Source organism: Robertmurraya sp. DFI.2.37 (assembly GCF_029211245.1).
GTDB lineage: Bacteria > Bacillota > Bacilli > Bacillales > Cytobacillaceae > Robertmurraya > Robertmurraya methanolica_A.
Map to the genome: position 1 here is coordinate 61,908 of NZ_JARGEJ010000008.1, position 20,019 is coordinate 81,926.

Here is a 20,019-nt window from a genome sequence, read left to right on the forward strand (position 1 = left end):
TCATTGTGTCCGATATAATAATTAGGATAAAAATGAGGAGTTGTTCTTATGAATATTGGAGGAGTTTCCCTTACTGCCAATTCATCTTCTCTTACAGCTTCTACTGGTTTAAAGGAGACACCAATTAACCGTACAGGGCGAGTAAGACAATCAGAACAACATCACGACAGACATCAGGATAAAGTAAAAGAAGAACATAATGGCAAGCTTTCAAAAGAAGAGGTAGAACATATCGTAAAAGGGATGAATGAATTTTTGCAACCGAAATTCACTTCGGTCGTCTTTAAACTGCATGAGGATCTCGATCGTTATTATGTAGAAGTCATTGATAAAGAGACGAAGGAAGTAGTGCGAGAAATCCCGGATAAAGAAATATTGGATATGTATGCGAAAATGACAGAATATCTAGGTCTGTTTATAGACAAAAAGCTGTAAATAGGAGGACAAGATCATGGTAAGTACTATTAGATTTTCAGGGATTGCTAGTGGAATGGATACTCAATCCATCGTTGATTCACTCATGCAGGCTCAAAGAATACCACTTGATAAATTAAATCAAAAAAGGCAAGTCATTGAATGGCAGCGTGATAGCTATCGTGAGATGAATAAATTGTTAGACGATTTTAGCAATTTTATCTTTGATGGAATTTACAGGCAAGCGAATATGCTAACAAGGTCAGCGGTTAGTTCCAATTCAGATGTTGTTACTGCAAAGGCAGCTCCTAATGCTGGGACGATTTCGTACAAGCTCGAAAATGTGACGATCGCAACGGCAGCCAGAATGCAAAGTACGGCAGCTGTAAGTAAAGATGGAAAAATTGATTCTACTAAAAGCTTATGGTCGCAAAGAGATAAGCTAGAAGGGTTTACTTGGAAGCAGGAAGAAATCACAAGTAATTTTAAAGTACCTGAAAAAGGTGCAACAGATTTTCAGCTTACAAAGGGTGCTGTCTCTGAAACATTAAATCTTAATGCTAATGGGAAATTAGAAGTTAAGAATGCAGATGGAGAAGTGCAGGAGTTTGACGTAGTAGTGGGAAGTATTCCGGAAACGAAGGATGCGAACACGGTCTACATTGATGAAAATACTGGAAAAATGTCCTTCGGAACCAAGCTAGAAGGCGATAGCAGTTTTTCTGTTAGTTACAATCATAACTACTTAGAATTTAATATTGAAACGTACAAAGAAGACGGCTCTACCAACAAAAGAGATAGTGATTTCAAGATCGCTGGAAATGTAACTTTAGATAGCATGCTAAGTCAAATCAATAGTTCTAACGTAGGCGTTAACATGTTTTATGATAGCCATACAGATCAAATGGTTGTTCAAAGGAAAGATACAGGGAATTTAATAAATAGTGAAGGTAAGTCGATTAATTTTACAGGGGCTTCAGCAGACTTTTTTACACAAGCATTGAAGTTAACTGAGGAACAAGCTGGTTCAAATGCTAAATTTACGATTAATGGTTTGGAAACTGAACGTGCTTCCAATACATTTACGATGAGCGGTGTCACATTTACGCTGCACAATAATTCGGTAGCAGGCGAATCGACTTCCGTAACAGTCGGCACGGACACTGATGCAATCATGACCACGATAAAAGACTTTGTCAATAAGTACAATGAGTTACTTGATAAAGTAAATGGGAAGTTGACTGAAGAAAAGTATTCTTCTTTTACACCTCTTACACAAGAGCAAAAATTAGCGATGTCTGAAAAAGAGATTGAGCAGTGGGAAGAAAAGGCAAAAAGCGGCTTGCTGCGCAGAGATCAAATTTTAGACAGTGCGATGACAACGCTGCGCAATAATTTGTACTCTGAAGTGAAGTCTAACGAGGTTACATTAACGGATCCGAAATTCAACCAATTAGCAGAGATTGGTATTACGACAACGAAAAATTATATGGATCGTGGTAAGCTTGAAATAAATGAAGATAAGCTGAAAGCGGCTATTGAGGAAAATCCGGAGGCTATTTTCCAATTGTTTATGGCAGACGGTCCAACATATGAGGAGCAAGGTTTAGCAAGACGTGTGCGTGATACGCTTTCAAGCACCGTGAAAAAGATTGAAGAGCGTGCAGGGAATGTTTTTAAAACTGAAGATAATTATACATTAGGTAAACAGTTAGGAAGAGTAAAGGATGATATTTCCCGACTTGAAGACCGCTTGAAAATGGTGGAGAATCGCTACTGGAGCCAATTTAATGCGATGGAAAAGGCGATGCAAAACCTAAATAATCAATCGAATATGTTACTTTCTTATTTAGGCATGGGAGCACAACAACAATAAGTTTATAGAAGGTGATAAAGAAATGGCAATGAATCAACCGCATCAAGCGTATAAACAAAATTCAGTTAATACGGCATCACCTGGAGAATTAACATTGCTTCTATATAACGGCTGTTTAAAGTTTATTAAACTGGCAAAAAAGGCGATCGAAGACAATCAAGTTGAACAGCGGAACGAAAATTTGCTTAAAGCTCAAAACATCGTGCAAGAGCTAATGGTAACACTTAATATGGATGTTGAAGTGTCCCATAATCTATTGCAAATGTATGATTATTTGCATAGGAGACTTGTTGAGGCTAATTTAAAGAATGATGCACAAATCCTTGAAGAAGTTGAGGGCTTTGTAATGGAGTTCCGTGATATGTGGAAGGAAGTTATTCAATCAACAAGAAAACAATATGCTGAAAGTGGCAAAGCGTAATGAGAGAACTTGACCAATTCATGACTGTCTCAAAGGAATTAAAGACTTTGCTTGAAGGTGAGTTTTTAATTGAACAGCGGGAAGAGCAGATTGAGAAAATGGATGAATTACTTGAGAAAAGGCAAAATTTCTTAAATGAACTGTCCGATCTTTCACATCTGAATGAGGAAACAAAGCTGGAGTTGGCGCGTCAAGAACAGGAAATCCAGGCTTTAATGGAACAAAGAAAGAACATGATAAAGCAGGATATAAAAACACTTCAATTAAAGAAACAAAAAAATGAACAGTATGCTAATCTATATGAAAATTTGTCTGTAGATGGCATGTTTCTTGATAAGAAAAAATAACATTCACCGTAGAAGCATGGTGAAATCGGAGGTTCCAAATGGACGTCGCACGATTATCAATGGCTTTAAGCCAAGGGCAGACAAGTCAACAAGCATCGATCGCCCTTTTGAAAAAGACGATGGATATGGCAGAAGGAAATGCAACGGATTTTATTCATCAAATGATGGGCAGTGTTGATGTACAAGCATTACAACATGCTGCTCAGCCCCATCTTGGTGGAAATATTGATATAAAAGGTTAAACATAAATCGGCCCTGCAAAGGGTCGTTTTTTAATTTATAGAAAGAAAACCATACGCTAGGCGTATGGTTCCGGGTAGCTTTCAGCGGTGTATTAAAAAAGCCCCTCTTAGTGCAAAAATAAATTTTGGTTCGCCAACCAAATTTATCTAGCTAGGAGGGACCTTTGTGTCGTCTGATGTTAACAGTTTAGCACATACAAAATGGAATTGTAAGTATCACATTGTCTTTGCACCAAAGTACAGAAGACAAATTATCTATGGAAAATACAAAAAGAGTATTGGAAAAATTATCCGGGATTTGTGTGAACGAAAGGGTGTTGTCATTCATGAAGCAAATGCTTGTTCCGACCACATTCATATGTTAGTGAGTATCCCACCAAAATTAAGTGTGTCTCAGTTCATGGGTTACTTGAAAGGAAAGAGCAGTCTCATGATTTTCGATAAACATGCCAATTTAAAGTATCGATATGGAAATCGAAAATTTTGGTGCTGTGGGTTCTATGTAGATACAGTAGGTCGAAACAAAAAGCAAATACAAGAATACAATCGAAATCAGCTAGTAGAAGACTACCGGGCAGACCAGTTAACATTGTTCGAAGAGTTTGATCCGTTCACAGGAGAAAAAATAAAAAGAAATAACGAGATTCTTTAGAATTGGTGAGTGAATGTGGTGCAAAAGGGAGACCATTTCAGTGGGCCTTTAATGCCAAGGCCGGTAAGAGAGGCTTTCAGCCGCAGAGCAAACCACCAGTTTACACTGGTGGTTTTGATTTCCGTTCTTCTCTAACGAACTACGATAAGTCAAGCGGAGGTGCTAGCACCATTGTTTTCCTATATCGAAAGAACTGGACCTTTTAAGACGTAAGCAGCTTTGGTTGAATGTCCGAATGACCCTGCTATTCGGACAGAAAGTGCAAGGTGCTCCGGTTGAATGTCCGAATGACCCTGCTATTCGGACAGTAAACGCAAGCAGCTCCGGTTGAATGTCCGAATGACCCCTCTATTCGGACAGAAAGTGCAAGCAGCTCCGGTTGAATGTCCGAATGACCCCTCTATTCGGACAGAAAGCGCAAGGTGCTCCGGTTGAATGTCCGAATGACCCCTCTATTCGGACAGAAAGTGCAAGCAGCTCCGGTTGAATGTCCGAATGACCCTGCTATTCGGACAGAAAGCGCAAGGTGCTCCGGTTGATTGTCCGTATATCCCCTCTATTCGGAAACAGAGCATGCAAAAAACAAAAAAGTCGGTAAAAAGTCCGAATGGAAATATACACAAAACTCGCAATTTGTTCAAACTGATGCAATTTAACGAGATCGAAATCAATTCGGTTGTGTTTTAGGTTTTCTCATTTTTGTTCTTGAAGGTGAGTTGCAGTTCTTTATTTCACGGAGTATCTTTGCGGTCATAGACAAAGCAAGAAATAGGGCATGCATTTCTTCCTTCACAATTTCGACAAACTTTTTAAACCTTTTTCACTGTTTTAGCAGGAGTTTCTTGGGTTAAAATAGAAATATAATATATAGTCTTTTTAAAGGGCTATATATCACATCTTTTGTTGTCTGAGCCGTGACGGTAACCGGGCTGCAAAAGGATTGATAGGTGAAGGATAATCAAAAAGGAGGAGTTCACTTATGAATTTTAACGTACGAGGAGAAAACATTGAGGTAACTCCAGCAATTAGAGAGTATGTTGAAAAGAAAATTGCTAAACTCGAAAGATATTTTACTGAAACTCCTGAAGCAAATGTCCATGTTAATTTAAAGACCTACAATGACAAGAGATCTAAAGTAGAAGTAACGATTCCGATGCAGAGCCTTGTGTTACGTGCAGAGGAAATTCATGATGATATGTATGCAGCGATTGATTTAATCACAGATAAATTAGAACGCCAAATTCGCAAACATAAAACAAAAGTAAACCGCAAGTTCCGTGAAAAAGGCGGTGTTAATACACTGTTTGCAAGCTTTGAAGAGCCGGATGCACCTGTGACTGAAGAAGAGCAAGAAGAATTAGAAGTTGTTCGCCAAAAAAGCTTTGATTTAAAACCGATGGATAGCGAAGAGGCTATTCTGCAAATGAATATGCTAGGTCATAATTTCTACGTTTTTACCAACGCGGAAACAAACCTTACGAATGTAGTGTACAAGCGTAAGGATGGCCGTTACGGTTTAATTGAAGCTCAATAATGATTCGTTATCTGAACCGCATTCCAAAGTAAATGGAATGCGGTTTTTTAGAGTGGCTTTTAAGATGATTTAAGATGCACAATGATCTCGCAAACCTCCGTAATTCATGACCATGTTTCTTTGATAAGAACTGTGCTCCATAAAAAATGTGATTGGATTTCTTAAAAAAACAAAAATTGTGAATTTTCCACTTGTCTATTACAATATGAGTATACGAATCTTTCGTATTTCGGAATATAGTTAACACTAAAAAATGCTGGCTGTTATCTTCTGGCACATCTATAAAACCTTGGGAGGATATAGGCATGACACGGGCTAGATGAATGTTTGCAGGCAGCTTGTGTGCTTTTCAAAATAATAAGGAAGGCTCTTGTCACCAATTTTGGTTGGATAGTACGCATTTCGAAACAATTTGCGTCATATTCTGAAAACAAGGCCTACGACAAAGGGGGATATATATGAAGTTTGATTTTTTAAATTACCCATATCAATCGCAGCGAATGGCTGTATTTGCCAATAGAGGAATGGTCGCAACCTCGCAGCCGTTAGCAGCACAAGCAGGCCTTGATATATTGAAAAAAGGTGGGAATGCAATTGATGCGGCGATTGCTACGGCAGCGACATTGACCGTTGTGGAGCCGACATCGAATGGAATTGGCAGCGATGCGTTTGCCCTTGTGTGGACAAAAGGAGAGCTGCATGGATTAAACGGTAGCGGCCCTTCGCCCAAATCGATTAGCATCGAGGCTGTCAAAGAAAGAGGCTATGAAAAAATGCCGACCCATGGCTTAGTTCCAGTTACTGTGCCCGGCGCTCCATCAGCTTGGGCTGAATTATCACAGCGTTTTGGCAAGCTGTCTCTTCAAGAGGTGCTAGCACCTGCAATTGATTACGCGGAAAATGGTTATCCGCTCACACCGATACTCGGAAAATATTGGGAGCTTGCTTATCGTAATTATAAGCAAAAACTAACGGATGAGGAATTCCAGCATTGGTTTGAAACTTTTGCTCCAGATGGGAGAGCACCTAAAATCGGGGAGATCTGGAGATCGGCCGGTCATGCATCAACGCTTCGTTCGATTGCTGAAACGAACGGGGAAAGCTTTTATCGCGGTGAATTGGCTGAGAAAATGGTCCAGTTTTCGAAAAAATACAATGGTTTTCTCGCTGAGGAGGATTTCGCCGAGTATAAGGCTGAATGGGTGCAGCCTATTAAGGTAAATTACCGTGGCTATGATGTGTGGGAAATTCCGCCTAATGGTCAGGGCTTGGTCGCTCTTTTAGCATTAAATATTGCCAAAGGGTTTGAATTTAATGAGAAGGATACAGTTAATACGTATCATAAACAGATTGAGGCAATGAAGCTTGCCTATACAGATGGCAAAGCATTTATTACTGATTCAAGGGATATGCCTGTAACGGTTGAAGAGCTGTTGTCAGATGCCTACGGGAAATCACGAAGAATGGAAATAGCTGAGCAGGCACTTGCTCCAACTCCATATCAACCTCCGCGTGGGGGCACCGTTTATTTGGCAACTGCTGATGGTGAGGGGAATATGGTTTCTTTCATTCAAAGCAACTATATGGGCTTTGGTTCCGGTCTTGTCGTCCCTGGTACAGGTATTTCCTTGCAAAATCGAGGCCATGATTTCTCCCTTGATCCGGAGCACCCTAACGCATTAAAACCAGGAAAGAAAACCTATCACACCATTATTCCAGGATTTTTGACAAAAGGTTCTCAGGCAGTTGGCCCTTTCGGGGTGATGGGAGGATATATGCAGCCTCAAGGTCATATGCAGGTCATAATGAATACCATTGATTTTGGATTGAACCCACAGGCTGCTTTAGATGCGCCACGTTGGCAATGGATCGGGGATAAAAGAATTCAAGTTGAGCCAAGTTTTCCGAATCATATTGCACAAGCACTTTTGCGGAAGGGTCACCAAATTGAAGCAACTGTTGATACAGGTGGATTTGGTCGTGGTCAAATTATTTGGCGCGATCCGGACACTGGTGTATTAATGGGGGGGACGGAATCGAGGACAGACGGATCGATTGCCGCGTGGTAAACTGGAAAGGAAGGTTTGTGGCCGCGGAAAGGCCGCAAGCCATCTGAAAAGGGAGACATTGAAAACAATGAAGCAACTACACATTTTTATCGCTTTTTTTCGCTCTGGGATTTTAGGGTACGGTGGCGGTCCATCAGCAATCCCGCTTGTACATAAAGAGGTAGTCGATAATTTTAAATGGATGGATTCAGATGAATTCGGAGATATCCTCGCTCTCGCTAATGCCCTCCCAGGGCCAATTAATACAAAAATGGCGGGCTATATTGGTTATCGTGTTGGTGGAATAGTAGGAATGCTGAATGCTATTCTTGCCTCTATTGTTCCGACGATTATTCTCATGATCCTTCTGTTAACAGTTTTAAATGCATACAAGGACCAGCCTTGGGTACATGGCATGTCTGTAGCTGTTGTACCCGTTGTCATGGTGATGCTTGGCACATTAACTTGGGATTTTGTGAAAAAATCGACGAATTCAAAGCTTGGCATGAAGTGGGCTATTATATTTATTATCGTTAGTATTATTGTGTTGGAATTTTTGCATATTCATCCGGCTATTATTATCGTTCTTTTATTAGTAGCAGCGTTATGGAAAAAGGATTCAGCAAATAAGGAAAAGAAGGAGGCGGAAGGAGCATGATTTATTGGCAGATCTTCTTAGCTTTCTTCATTCCAGGGATTCTTGGATACGGTGGTGGTCCGTCTTCAATCCCGTTAATTGAAAATGAAGTGGTCGATCGTTACGGTTGGTTTACCGTAAATGAATTTAGTGAAATGCTCGCACTGGGAAATGCGTTGCCGGGCCCTATTGCCACGAAAATGGCGGGTTATATTGGTTACCAGCAAGGGGGAATTCTTGGTTCCATCGTGGCTGTTTTTGCTACAGTTGGTCCTTCGCTTATTCTTATGATTACCCTTCTTGGTCTATTAATGAAGTATAAGGAATCACCAAAAGTGAAATGGATGACCATTTATATTCGACCAGTCATTGCCGTATTACTAGGGATTATGACGTATGATTTCTTTTTCTCATCCTATGAAGGAATAGGGATTGGACAGACACTCTTTATCGGCGGATTGAGCTTTGTCTTAATGGAAAAAATGAAGGTGCATCCTGCCTACGTAATCGCCGGAGCACTTGTTTACGGAGCCTTAGTAATTGGCTAGGCTCTGCATACGGTTATTCTGCTAACCATTGTTGGAAATGGTGAGAAACTACAGCGCTCTTAAGGGCGCTGTTTTGAATGGCTGAACTTATTGTGCTTTCGTCGGAAGGAATGTGCGAGTTTTATAATTGATTGCGCAAGTTTGTTAGGAAGAGCCTTGGATGAGAATGCGCCAGTTTTGGCGATAATTGCGCCAGTATCAAGTGGGGATGCCCTGTATAGAGTAAAGGTGCTGGTTGTTCAGGTGCAAATCTCGTCATTGCTCAAGTGAAAACGTGCCAGCTTCAGAAGCAATTGCGCTTATTTCGCGAGTAATGGCACACTTTTCTCCTTTACTACCGTGGTAGAACCATCGCAATTCGTTCAGCTTACGCTTTCAGGGGCTTCGCTTATCTTTGGAAGGAACGGACAAACGGTAAAAGAAGCTGGGACATAACTAGCTTTTAATCATGAGAAAGGTGAATTTGAGTACGCTCAAATTCACCTTTCTCTATTTGTATGTATCAAATTCCTCTATTCCCTCACCGCATTCCTGTTAAAGAATGCGGTTGATTTAAATTATCTTACAATTTAAATTTACTTAATTCCTTTTGCATGGTTTCGGTCATTCCTCGCAGTTTTGCGACCATTTGGCTGACTTGTTCGAAGGCTTCCAGTTGATCTTCAGTTGAAGCAGAAATTTCCTCCGTACCTGCGGCTGTTTCTTCGGTAATAGCAGAGATGTTTTCCACTGATACCGTTACTTGATTGCTCATTTCATTCGATCTTTCTATGCTGCGGACAAGCTCTTCAAGCTTTTCTTGAATGGATGTAACGTCCGTCGCAATTGTCTCAAAGGCATGCTCAGTCTCTATTTTTGCCTGATCTTGCTGTGTCGATAATTCATGACCAAGATCGGTTGCCTTTACGATGCTTTGCAGACCGTCCATGATATTCGATACCATACTTGTAATTAAATGGGTTGCTTTTGTTGAATCATCGGCAAGTTTGCGAACTTCATCAGCAACGACTGCAAAACCTTTACCTGCTTCGCCTGCTCTTGCCGCTTCAATGGCAGCATTAAGGGCAAGTAAATTCGTCTGTTCCGCAATTTCGCGCACGGATTGGGCAGCGGTATTAATCTCATCAGTAAATTGAGTGAAATCTTGAACAGAGCGTGCAATCTCCTCTGTCGAAAGAGAAAGACGCTGGGCGATTTCCCCTTGTTTTTCGAGAGATTCACGGCCTTGTTGAACCGATTGAAAGGCGCTTAAACTCGCTTCGGATGCAAGTCTGCTCTCATCCTGAACATGGAGGAAATCTTGGCTCATGCTGGCCATCAGTGAAGCAGTGGACTGAATATCCTCAGAAATTGATTCACTTCCTTTTGCCAATTCCTCTGTGGATGCGGCAACTTGAGTACTCACATCTTGCAGTTTTTTCATTTGTTCGGAAACGTCTTTTGTAAAGGTTGTTACCTCGTCACCGATTTGATCAATCGATTGAACGGTTCCACGCAAATGACTAATCATGGAGGCGAAAGCAGCATTCAACTGTTCAATCTCAAATTTGCTATTTGCATTTTTGTCTGATAATTCAATTTGGCTGCTTAAATCCCCGGCAGCAATTTGGTTGGCTACTTCAACGACACTATTTAACGGTTTCGTGATTTTTCTCGCCACCAACCATGAAGCAACGACGGATAATAGAATCATAATCACTATACTTATGCTGGAAAATATCACGACATAATTTATTTTCCTTTCGGTTTGTTGCAGCATTTCTTGGTACCATTCATCCGTCAACCTATCAAGGAGATAAATATCATTTAAAATTCCAGATGTTCGAAGAGATTGTCTTTTAACAGTTGGAACATCATTTTGCTCGAATGCTTCGTTTGACTCTGTTGAAAGCGCCTCGAACTTCTCCTTCGCTTTTGCTAAAATTTGTAGCTGTTCTGCCTCCGTCATTTTCGCTTCTAGATCTTCAAAGCGAGTGTGAATTTTTTCGAATGTATTTAACGCTTCTGTTTTATTTGCTTCAGATGCATTGTATGTGTAATTGGAGAGGGATTGCTTAACAGCTGCTAGTTCTCCGTTTAATTGCTCTACCTCTAGGAGGATTTGTACATCATTTTCACCAGAGCTTTGGATATTGATTAATTGAACAATCATCGTTGAAATGACAATTACCGCTAAAATTAAAGGAATGATAGCGATAGTTAGTAAACGTTCTCTCAGTCTCATAGTCTATCTCCTTTACTCCGCTTCAACGGTTATTTCCCCTGAAGTAATTTTTTTCGTTACATCTTCAAGTAATTGCTGTTCTTCTGGTGTTAGTGTTTTTAAGCGAATTTCTGCTAGGCCGACTCCGTCCTCAGCTAACCCGAGTTGGAAAGAGGAAGCCTCAATTTTTCCGTTTTCATGAAGTGTTTTGGCAATATCATAAACCGCTTGATCGACTTTTTTAATCATCGATGTAACCACGGCTTTTTCTGCAACAAAGAATTGGTCGATATCTACTCCTGCTGCATAAATATTGTTTTCCTCAGCAGCTTGAAGGGAACCGTATCCTGTAAACCCGGCAGCGTGATATATAAAATCAGCGCCTTTTTCGATTTGAGCAAGAGCTAAAGTTCGGCCAAGTTCCGCATCATCAAATGTACCAGCAAAATCGACGAACACTTCAGCATCGGGCTTTACATATTTAACACCTTGAATAAAGCCCGCTCTAAAATGATGAATAACAGGAACGTCAACACCGCCGATGAAGCCTATCTTATTGGTCTTGCTGGTCATCGCTGCGATCATGCCGACAAGGAAGCTTCCTTCCTGTTCCTTGAAGGTGATGGAAATGATGTTATCCATGTCCGATACTTCATCTATCAATAAAAATTGTTGCTCTGGGTACTTTGCTGCAACATTTTCAAGAGCATCCTTTGCAGAGAACCCAAGTGCAATAACGATGTCATGATCATTCTCAACAAGCTCGGTTAGCGCACCCTCTAGATCTCCGTCTGTTGCCTCACGGTAATCAAAAATCATCCCGAATTCGTCACGGGCATTTTCTAAGCCGCGGAAGGCAGAATCGTTGAAAGACTCGTCGCCAAGCCCTGCATCTGAAAGGAGTATCCCAATTTTATATTCTGTGTCCTTTTTCGTTGTCTCTGTTTTCGAGCAACCTGCAATGATGAAAAAGGCAAGCAGTAACACTAAAGCAATTTTTCTCATGTTGAAATCCCTCCATTGTAGTAATCACCCTACTAATATCGGAGAGACTCGAATAGGTTTTAGGGGATTTTGTCGAAAAATGCTATAATGAGAATAACTTTTACACGAGGTTAATAATTCATCAACATAAATATAAAAAGAACATTTTTTGCTGATCACCTTGTTTTATTTTTGGGAAAAAATGTTTACACTTAATACTAGAATAGTAGGATATAGGAAAGAGGAGAAGCAAATGAATACGAAGGTGAGCCGCAATGAGCCTTGTCCTTGTGGAAGTGGGAAGAAATATAAAAAATGCTGCGGGCTGCAGAAGACCGTTTCGATTACTTCCATTATAGAAAAAGAGGTGATGGAACTTCAGGTTCAATTGATTCAATATGCAACCCGTGAGTATGAACTGGAAATTGATCAAGATTTTGAGAGTGTGGCCGAGGAATTAATGATCGAAGATGAGGAGGAGATGGAGTATTTCCTATTTGTCCATTTGGTCTGGTTTACATTATTTGAACATGTCGATAACGGTGGTACGATATTACAGCGCTTTATTAAAGAAAAAAGTAAAATGATTCAGCGCTCAAAAGTGAAGGAAATTTTACAATCATGGACAAAGCCGCGTCCAATTGCAGGAAAATTGCTTTCCATTGAGGACAACTATATGACCGTGCAGGATACATTGACGAAAGAATCATTCTCTATTAAGTTGCTTGAGCCGACTGAGTCGGAAGCAGGATCGTTTGTGTTTGGATTTTTAGTTCCGTTTGCGAATGAATGGATTCTTTTCCCAACCATTTTTGATTTGGAAGGGGAAGAAGATGGGAAAGATGAGCAGTATTTAATAGAGAGATTTGAAGCTTCAGAATACGAGGATGCAATTGAGTTCTTATCAGATGAGTTTCTTTTTATCATGAATGAACTGCCATTTGCAACAATCGAATATGGCTCTAAAGATTTTAAGTGGAGCACCCCGTTCCATAAGGAAGTAGCCGAATTGTATGAGAATGAAATGGAGAAGCTAGAAGCTCCAATGATGATCGTGGCGTCCGGAATCATCCTTTGGTACAAATACTGCGAACAAGGCTTGCGGCTTACGAAAAGAGCAGAGACTTATGCAGCAGCCATTCACTATCTCAATATGACCGCCAACCCTTTAAACAAAATAACGAAAAAAGAGGTTGCCCTTCAATACGGGATTTCCCCGTCGACATTAAGTGCTGCAGTTAAGGAAATGGAAGAAGATTTACAGGAAGAATTGAATAAGTTACGAAGCATGTACTTTGAAGATATCGTCGAGGCTCTTGAGAAAAATCAAGTGAGCGATGATAAGGATATTCCGTTCTAACGACAAGAGACTGACCTTTATGGTCGGTCTCTTCAACATTTATCAGTATGAGGTGACAGCAGGTCTTGTATTTATATATAAATGCCCAAGTAAGCCTACCATAGTCTTCAAAACCCTGAATGATGTCAGCCCGTTAAACTGAGTAATGGGAGCAACAATGGTGCAGCGCCTTTGAGACAAACAGCAACTCGTGTCAGCGGTTAAAAAAGCACAAAGGCTTAATTGGCATGTTTCTTCGTCTCGATACGCTGTCTTTGTTAAGGTGAGAACATATTATTCCTTTTAAGCCTGTGCCTGTCAATGGCAATAGTGGCAGTACTAGAGAGTAGCCTTGTTACTCTAACATGTGTTAGATATTTATTCATTTATAAAAGATTTCTTGTACATATTATTAAGTTGCGAAGGTTTATGTGGTATAATTTTACAAAAAGAGGGGTTCGAAATGACCTTTAAGAAAGGGTATTATTTAGGATATCTTATATTTGTTTTTGCCATAGCGATCGTGTATTTTATCATTCCACCTCAGTATGGTTTTCGCGCTTTAATCACATTAACGATTCTATTTTGTTTGTATCAGTTTTTTTTATATTTAAAAGGAAAATAACTTAAAAAAACTAGCCCTCTTGTATGAGGGATTTTGTATGTTTGCCAGTGTTCCTTAAGGTGGGAACTTTTTTCGCGCATTTAACTGGATGGGTACAGTCATATGAGGTTCTTTGTGTGGGATGTCAATATTCATAATGATAAGGCGAAAGAACAGGCAAAGGGTGGGTGCTAAATAACCCCTTTGTCGCTTTGTTCATTTTAGGATTTCTGATTTTGAAAATGAGCAGGATGAAATACTCCCTCCAGAAAAAGCTAAGGTTTTTTCCAAAAGAAAGTTTACAATGCTCGCTTTTACTAGATGTTTATTCTAAAAGAATATGAGCTCATAGGTGAAAAGACGGTTGAATTGTTTATTGGTGTTTAGCAAAAGTCTTTTTGCGTACTATTGCGCAAACGTGCACCATTTTGAGGGGAGATTTTTAGACCGGTGTTTCCTTTGAAGGCTTGAGATTTCTCCGTTTTTGTTGTGGAGAACATGAGAAAAGCTTTTTCATGAACATCGTTGAACCTTCAAAGCCCACCAAAGTTGTCACCCCAAAGTGGAAGTGGTAATATTAATTACGAATATAAGACGTATAAGACGATGGGAAGTATTGAGAAAAGAAGGGTTTTGCCAGTCTTTTTTTTAATTGAAATAGGACATGAAAGAAGAGCCTTACTTTATGAAATAAAGGAGCGTATTCGATGCTTGGAATGTTAAATAAAGTATTTGATCCGAATAAGCGAGAGATAAAGAAGTTAACGAAGATGAGTGAGCAAATTGAAGCTCTTGCTTCTGAAACGGCTGCTTTAAGTGATGATCAGCTACGGGCAAAAACAGAGGAATTCAAAGCCCGTTACCAAAAAGGAGAAACATTAGACGAGCTTTTAACGGAGGCGTTTGCCGTTGTCCGTGAAGCGGCAAAGCGCGTGCTAGGTTTATATCCATACCCGGTTCAGCTTATGGGGGGTATCGCCCTTCATGAAGGAAATATCGCAGAAATGAAGACCGGGGAAGGTAAAACATTAACGGCGACGATGCCTGTTTACTTAAACGCTCTTTCTGGAAAAGGTGTTCACGTTGTGACTGTTAACGAATATTTAGCAAGCCGTGATGCCACCGAGATGGGTGAGCTCTATACATTTTTAGGGTTGACTGTTGGTCTGAACTCTAATGGGCTTACGAAAGAAGAAAAGCAAGAAGCGTACGCATGTGACATTACGTATAGTACAAATAATGAACTTGGTTTCGATTACCTTCGCGACAATATGGTCCTTTATAAGGAGCAAAAGGTGCAGCGTCCTTTGAATTTTGCTGTTATTGATGAGGTTGACTCCATTTTAATCGATGAAGCGAGAACGCCATTGATCATTTCTGGTTCTGCGCAAAAGTCGACTGCATTATATATTCAAGCGAATGCCTTTGTGCGCACATTGAAACAGGATGAAGATTATACGTATGACGAAAAAACAAAAGGGGTTCAGTTAACGGAAGATGGAATTTCCAAAGCGGAGAAAGCGTTTGGAATCGAGAACCTCTTCGATATTCGTCATGTGGCACTTAATCATCATATTGGTCAAGCTTTAAAAGCGCATGCCAGTATGCATTTAGACGTGGATTATGTCGTTCAAGACGGGGAAATTGTGATCGTTGACCAATTTACTGGTCGTCTAATGAAAGGGCGTCGTTACAGTGATGGGCTGCACCAAGCAATTGAAGCAAAAGAAGGCTTGGAAATCCAAAATGAAAGCATGACGCTTGCATCGATCACGTTCCAGAATTATTTCCGCATGTATGAGAAGTTATCTGGGATGACCGGTACGGCAAAAACGGAGGAAGAGGAATTCCGTAACATTTATAACATGAATGTTATTGCCATTCCAACCAATAAGCCGGTTACTCGTGATGACCGTCCAGATTTAATTTATGCAACAATGGATGGGAAATTCCGAGCTGTCGTGGAAGATATCGCTGAGCGCAACAAGAAGGGACAACCTGTACTAGTTGGTACGGTCGCGATTGAAACATCGGAATTAATCTCAAAGTATTTAACGAAAAAAGGCATTCATCACAATGTATTAAATGCGAAAAATCATGGGCGTGAAGCAGAAATTATTGCCAATGCCGGTGAAAAGGGCGCTGTGACCATTGCTACAAATATGGCGGGTCGTGGTACAGATATCAAGCTTGGCGAAGGGGTAATAGACCTTGGTGGCTTAGCGGTAATCGGTACGGAACGTCATGAGAGCCGCCGCATTGATAATCAGCTCCGCGGTCGTTCCGGTCGTCAAGGCGACCCTGGGGTGACTCAATTCTATCTCTCAATGGAAGATGAATTGATGAGACGTTTCGGCTCAGATAACATGAAGGCGATGATGTCTAGGCTCGGTATGGACGATTCTCAGCCAATTCAAAGTAAAATGGTTTCGAAAGCAGTTGAATCTGCACAAAAACGTGTAGAAGGAAACAACTTTGATGCACGTAAGCAGTTGTTATCTTATGATGATGTTCTTCGTCAGCAACGGGAAATCATTTACAAGCAGCGTAATGAAGTACTTGAGTCAGAGAATTTACGCGATATCCTAGAAAATATGATTTTAAGTTCATTATCTCGTCATGTGGAGGCTTTTACACCAGTTGATGAAGAGAGAGAGACGTGGAATCTACAAGGGATTATTGATTATGTAAACGGAAATCTTTTACAAGAAGGCGATATAACAGTTGATGATATCAGCAACAAGGATACAGAGGAAATCATTGACGTTATTTTTGCTAAAGTGAAAGAGCGTTATAATGAAAAAGAAGGTCAGCTTGATGAAGGGCAAATGCGTGAGTTTGAAAAGGTTGTGCTTCTGCGCGCAGTTGATTCAAAATGGATTGATCATATTGACCAAATGGATCAGCTTCGTCAAGGAATTCATCTCCGTGCTTACGGTCAAATTGATCCGCTTCGTGAATATAATAAAGAAGGCTTTGCTATGTTCGAAGAAATGGTTATGTCTATTGAAGACGACGCAGCGAAGTATGTGATGAAGGCGGAGATTCGCAATAACCTTGAGCGTGAAGAAGTAGCGAAGGGTCAAGCGGTTAATCCGAAGGAAGATGGCGAAAAAGTGAAGAAAAAACCAGTTGTTAAAGCGATTAATGTCGGACGGAACGATCCATGTATTTGCGGCAGCGGCAAAAAATATAAAAATTGCTGTGGAAGAACGTCTTAATTTTGAGCGTTTGTGGCAAAATTGGCATAAAGGAAATGTTGTGATTTGGGAAAATGGAGGGTCGGTGAACCGGCTCTCTTTTTCTGCCAAATGATTTTATAAAAAACTATGAGGTGACATGAATGGAATTAGCGGATATTCGTCATGAATTGGAAAATACAGCTAAGAAATTAGCGGACTTTAGGGGGTCTCTTTGACTTAGAGAACAAAGAGGCGCGCATTGCCGAGCTTGAGGATGAAATGCTGCAGCCGGAATTTTGGAATGATCAGCAAAGCGCTCAAGCAGTCATTAGTGAAGCGAATGGTTTGAAGGATCAGGTTCATGAGTTTTACGATTTAACAGAAACGTTTGAAAATCTAGAGCTTACTTACGAGCTTGTGAAAGAGGAAAACGATGAGGAGCTTCGTGAAGAGCTTGTCACAGAAATGCAGGAGTTAGTCAAACGGATGAACGCTTATGAGCTTCAGCTTTTATTAAGTGAGCCATATGATAAAAACAATGCCATTCTAGAACTTCATCCCGGTGCTGGTGGGACAGAGTCTCAAGACTGGGGTTCAATGCTTCTTCGCATGTATACGCGCTGGGCAGAGAAAAAAGGCTTCAAGGTGGAAACATTGGATTATCTTCCTGGTGATGAAGCAGGAATTAAAAGTGTAACCCTTGCTATTAAAGGTCATAACGCCTACGGCTATTTGAAAGCAGAAAAAGGAGTTCACCGCCTTGTGCGAATTTCTCCTTTCGATTCATCTGGGCGCCGTCATACTTCTTTTGTCTCTTGTGAAGTGATGCCGGAAATGAATGATGAAATTGAAATCGAAATCCGTTCAGAGGATTTAAAAATTGATACGTACCGCGCCACTGGTGCCGGTGGTCAGCACATTAACACGACCGACTCAGCAGTTCGGATCACGCATCTGCCAACAGGTGTTGTCGTTCAATGTCAAAATGAACGCTCGCAAATTAAAAACCGTGAAGCAGCGATGAAAATGCTCCAAGCGAAACTTTACCAAAAGAAAATTGAAGAGCAGGAAGCGGAGCTTGCCGAAATTCGCGGCGAGCAAAAGGATATCGGCTGGGGCAGCCAAATTCGCTCTTACGTTTTCCACCCGTATTCCATGGTCAAGGATCACCGTACAAATACAGAGAGCGGAAATGTGCAAGGCGTGATGGATGGGGACTTAGATCCATTTATTAATGCTTACTTGCGTTCGAAATTAAGTTTATAATGATTGTTTGTTGAACCCTCACGACTTCGTGGGGGTTTTTAAGTGCGAAGACCGATATATAGCGATAAAGACCGATAAAATGAAGTAAAGACCGATATATTTAATTTAAGACCGATAAAATGAAGTAAAGACTGATATCCATCCCAAAAGAGAGATTTGCATGGGGAAATGGAGTTCAAATTGAATAAGGATATTTGTTTTTCGCCGATATAATCGTGAAAACGCCGAAAAAAATGCTTATTCGCCGATATAATCGTGAAAACGCCGATAAAAACGCTTTTTCGCCGATATAATCGTGAAAACACCGATAAAAATGCTTTTTCGCCGATATAATCGGAAAAACGCCGATAAAAACGCTTTTTCGCCGATATAATCGTGAAAACGCCGATAAAAACGCTTTTTTGCCGATATAATCGTGAAAACGCCGATAAAAATGCTTATTCGCCGATATAATCGTGAAAACGCCGATAAAAACGCTTATTCGCCGATATAATCGTGAAAACGTCAATAAAAACGCTTATTCGCCGATATAATCGGAAAAACGCCGATAAAAACGCTTATTCGCCGATATAATCGTGAAAACCGCCGATAAAATTCATATTTCGCCGATATATCTAAAAAAACGCCGAAATACACATAGTTGCGGCATATCGGCTTTCTTGTCTAAATCAAAAAGCAGTGTTCGATCAACAAGTTTTATCCCATTAAAACGTTACTACAATAGCGTTTACAGCAATTTCCCCTCATGATATACTCACTGACAGCATGATCCATTCACATCTGAGATATCCTAAGCAAAAGGAGAAATTGTAAAAATGCGTAAAAGAACAAATGCAAACAATCCGAAATGGGAGAAAGCACTTGAATACATATATATTTTAATCGGTTCTGCGGCAATCGCCCTTTCTTTTAATTTATTTTTGCTTCCCAATCGAGTAGCATCTGGTGGAGTAAGCGGAATTAGTACAATAACGGATGCGGTCTTTAACTGGGAACCTGCGTATGTACAGTGGGCATTTAATATTCCTTTATTTATAGCCGGAGTCGTTTTTTTAGGAAAGCAGTATGGTTTAAAGACGTTGATCGGTACGATCTTTCTGCCGTTTATCGTCTTTTTATCGAAAGATTTAGAGCCTTGGACGAACGATCCCTTGCTGGCTTCCTTATTTGGCGGAATTGGTGTCGGGCTCGGACTTGGCATTGTTTTTCGTGGTAAAGGCTCGACAGGGGGAACCGATTTAGCGGCGCAGATCATTCATAAATTTACGGGTCTTTCTCTTGGCACATGTGTGGCCATGATTGATGGACTGATTGTCTTAACAGCAGCGACGGTCTTTGACATTGAAAGAGGTTTGTATGCTTTGATCGGTCTTTACGTTACGAGTAAAACCATTGATTTAGTGCAGATTGGCTGGGGTAGGTCGAAAATGGTTATGGTCATTACCAATCAGCAGCAAGAAGTTCGTGAAGGAATTTTGAATAAAATTGATAGAGGTGTGACAAAACTATCAGCATACGGTGGTTATACGGATCAAGAAAGGCCGATCCTAATGTGTGTCGTCGATCAAACGGAGTTCACAAAATTGAAACAATTGGTGAAAAGCATTGATCCGACAGCATTTGTCGTTGTAATGGACGCAGCAGAGGTGCTTGGAGAGGGTTTCAAACGAGTTTAGAATTGGTATAATTATGCCGTATATGTATTATTTACCTGAGGGGGCG

General features: G+C 40.5%; 17 protein-coding genes. 15 read left to right on the forward strand and 2 right to left on the reverse strand.

Translation table 11 applies throughout. From position 1 onward, the window contains the following. Positions 1-48: 48 nt before the first annotated feature. From flaG to PZE06_RS06675, 10 genes are all read left to right on the forward strand, one after another. On the forward strand, positions 49-435 hold the full coding sequence (gene flaG / locus PZE06_RS06630; protein ID WP_095311844.1) for a flagellar protein FlaG: 387 nt from the start codon (positions 49-51) through the stop codon (positions 433-435). 16 nt (positions 436-451) lie between these two features. Beyond that, positions 452-2,290 carry a flagellar hook-associated protein 2 gene (locus PZE06_RS06635; RefSeq protein WP_150914877.1) on the forward strand — a complete coding sequence of 613 codons (1,839 nt, stop codon included), beginning with the start codon at positions 452-454 and terminating at the stop codon, positions 2,288-2,290. Between the two features lie 22 nt (positions 2,291-2,312). Beyond that, positions 2,313-2,711, forward strand: coding sequence for a flagellar export chaperone FliS (gene fliS, locus PZE06_RS06640; RefSeq protein WP_150914878.1), 399 nt, complete (start codon positions 2,313-2,315; stop codon positions 2,709-2,711). Continuing rightward, positions 2,711-3,058, forward strand: coding sequence for a flagellar protein FliT (gene fliT / locus PZE06_RS06645; RefSeq protein WP_095311837.1), 348 nt, complete (start codon positions 2,711-2,713; stop codon positions 3,056-3,058). The genes fliS and fliT overlap by 1 nt, the downstream gene beginning before the upstream one ends. Positions 3,059-3,096: 38 nt before the next feature. After that, positions 3,097-3,300, forward strand: a complete 204-nt coding sequence (locus PZE06_RS06650) for a YjfB family protein (RefSeq protein ID WP_150914879.1) — start codon at positions 3,097-3,099, stop codon at positions 3,298-3,300. A 166-nt stretch (positions 3,301-3,466) separates the two neighbouring features. Continuing rightward, positions 3,467-3,952, forward strand: coding sequence for an IS200/IS605 family transposase (gene tnpA, locus PZE06_RS06655; protein WP_150914880.1), 486 nt, complete (start codon positions 3,467-3,469; stop codon positions 3,950-3,952). Positions 3,953-4,931: 979 nt separating this feature from the next. Beyond that, positions 4,932-5,486: a ribosome hibernation-promoting factor, HPF/YfiA family gene (gene hpf / locus PZE06_RS06660; protein ID WP_150914881.1), complete on the forward strand. Its 555-nt coding sequence runs from the start codon at positions 4,932-4,934 to the stop codon at positions 5,484-5,486. Between the two features lie 458 nt (positions 5,487-5,944). After that, positions 5,945-7,555 (forward strand): gamma-glutamyltransferase family protein, encoded by a 1,611-nt coding sequence (locus PZE06_RS06665; protein WP_150914882.1) that lies wholly within the window; start codon positions 5,945-5,947, stop codon positions 7,553-7,555. A gap of 67 nt (positions 7,556-7,622) precedes the next feature. Beyond that, positions 7,623-8,192 (forward strand): chromate transporter, encoded by a 570-nt coding sequence (locus PZE06_RS06670; protein ID WP_095311869.1) that lies wholly within the window; start codon positions 7,623-7,625, stop codon positions 8,190-8,192. Beyond that, on the forward strand, positions 8,189-8,719 hold the full coding sequence (locus tag PZE06_RS06675) for a chromate transporter (RefSeq protein WP_095311829.1): 531 nt from the start codon (positions 8,189-8,191) through the stop codon (positions 8,717-8,719). Before PZE06_RS06670 ends, PZE06_RS06675 begins: the two co-directional genes overlap by 4 nt. 562 nt (positions 8,720-9,281) lie before the next feature. On the opposite strand, the gene PZE06_RS06680 is transcribed toward PZE06_RS06675, so the two are convergent. Both PZE06_RS06680 and PZE06_RS06685 read right to left on the reverse strand, forming a co-directional pair. Beyond that, positions 9,282-10,943 (reverse strand): methyl-accepting chemotaxis protein, encoded by a 1,662-nt coding sequence (locus PZE06_RS06680; RefSeq protein WP_150914883.1) that lies wholly within the window; start codon positions 10,941-10,943, stop codon positions 9,282-9,284. A 12-nt stretch (positions 10,944-10,955) separates the two neighbouring features. Beyond that, positions 10,956-11,927 carry a BMP family lipoprotein gene (locus PZE06_RS06685; protein ID WP_150914884.1) on the reverse strand — a complete coding sequence of 324 codons (972 nt, stop codon included), beginning with the start codon at positions 11,925-11,927 and terminating at the stop codon, positions 10,956-10,958. A 232-nt stretch (positions 11,928-12,159) separates the two neighbouring features. Here PZE06_RS06685 and PZE06_RS06690 point away from each other — a divergent pair, with 232 nt between their 5' ends. The 5 genes from PZE06_RS06690 to PZE06_RS06710 all read left to right on the forward strand — a co-directional run bounded on the left by PZE06_RS06690 (position 12,160) and on the right by PZE06_RS06710 (position 19,973). After that, positions 12,160-13,266 (forward strand): YecA family protein, encoded by a 1,107-nt coding sequence (locus PZE06_RS06690; protein ID WP_225310621.1) that lies wholly within the window; start codon positions 12,160-12,162, stop codon positions 13,264-13,266. Between the two features lie 442 nt (positions 13,267-13,708). Beyond that, positions 13,709-13,870, forward strand: coding sequence for a hypothetical protein (locus tag PZE06_RS06695; RefSeq protein WP_191963172.1), 162 nt, complete (start codon positions 13,709-13,711; stop codon positions 13,868-13,870). 686 nt (positions 13,871-14,556) lie between these two features. Beyond that, the gene (gene secA / locus PZE06_RS06700) at positions 14,557-17,070 is read left to right on the forward strand and encodes a preprotein translocase subunit SecA (protein ID WP_150914886.1); all 2,514 of its coding nucleotides are present in this window, start codon (positions 14,557-14,559) and stop codon (positions 17,068-17,070) included. 122 nt (positions 17,071-17,192) lie between these two features. Next, positions 17,193-18,297 (forward strand): peptide chain release factor 2 gene (prfB, locus tag PZE06_RS06705; protein ID WP_137743571.1). Its coding sequence is split into 2 segments (ribosomal slippage): positions 17,193-17,264 and positions 17,266-18,297, totalling 1,104 coding nucleotides; the frame shifts between segments, so codons are not numbered across the junction. A gap of 815 nt (positions 18,298-19,112) precedes the next feature. After that, positions 19,113-19,973, forward strand: a complete 861-nt coding sequence (locus PZE06_RS06710) for a YitT family protein (RefSeq protein ID WP_150914887.1) — start codon at positions 19,113-19,115, stop codon at positions 19,971-19,973. The last annotated feature ends 46 nt before the right edge of the window (positions 19,974-20,019 follow it).

Coding starts and splice junctions, on each gene's coding strand:
- PZE06_RS06710 (WP_150914887.1), top strand. CDS start 19,113: ATGCGTAAAAGAACAAATGCAAACAATCCGAAATGGGAGAAAGCACTT.
- PZE06_RS06690 (WP_225310621.1), top strand. CDS start 12,160: ATGAATACGAAGGTGAGCCGCAATGAGCCTTGTCCTTGTGGAAGTGGG.
- PZE06_RS06680 (WP_150914883.1), bottom strand. CDS start 10,943: ATGAGACTGAGAGAACGTTTACTAACTATCGCTATCATTCCTTTAATT.
- PZE06_RS06675 (WP_095311829.1), top strand. CDS start 8,189: ATGATTTATTGGCAGATCTTCTTAGCTTTCTTCATTCCAGGGATTCTT.
- PZE06_RS06665 (WP_150914882.1), top strand. CDS start 5,945: ATGAAGTTTGATTTTTTAAATTACCCATATCAATCGCAGCGAATGGCT.
- PZE06_RS06650 (WP_150914879.1), top strand. CDS start 3,097: ATGGACGTCGCACGATTATCAATGGCTTTAAGCCAAGGGCAGACAAGT.
- flaG (WP_095311844.1), top strand. CDS start 49: ATGAATATTGGAGGAGTTTCCCTTACTGCCAATTCATCTTCTCTTACA.
- PZE06_RS06670 (WP_095311869.1), top strand. CDS start 7,623: ATGAAGCAACTACACATTTTTATCGCTTTTTTTCGCTCTGGGATTTTA.
- hpf (WP_150914881.1), top strand. CDS start 4,932: ATGAATTTTAACGTACGAGGAGAAAACATTGAGGTAACTCCAGCAATT.
- PZE06_RS06685 (WP_150914884.1), bottom strand. CDS start 11,927: ATGAGAAAAATTGCTTTAGTGTTACTGCTTGCCTTTTTCATCATTGCA.
- fliT (WP_095311837.1), top strand. CDS start 2,711: ATGAGAGAACTTGACCAATTCATGACTGTCTCAAAGGAATTAAAGACT.
- secA (WP_150914886.1), top strand. CDS start 14,557: ATGCTTGGAATGTTAAATAAAGTATTTGATCCGAATAAGCGAGAGATA.
- PZE06_RS06635 (WP_150914877.1), top strand. CDS start 452: ATGGTAAGTACTATTAGATTTTCAGGGATTGCTAGTGGAATGGATACT.
- fliS (WP_150914878.1), top strand. CDS start 2,313: ATGGCAATGAATCAACCGCATCAAGCGTATAAACAAAATTCAGTTAAT.
- PZE06_RS06695 (WP_191963172.1), top strand. CDS start 13,709: ATGACCTTTAAGAAAGGGTATTATTTAGGATATCTTATATTTGTTTTT.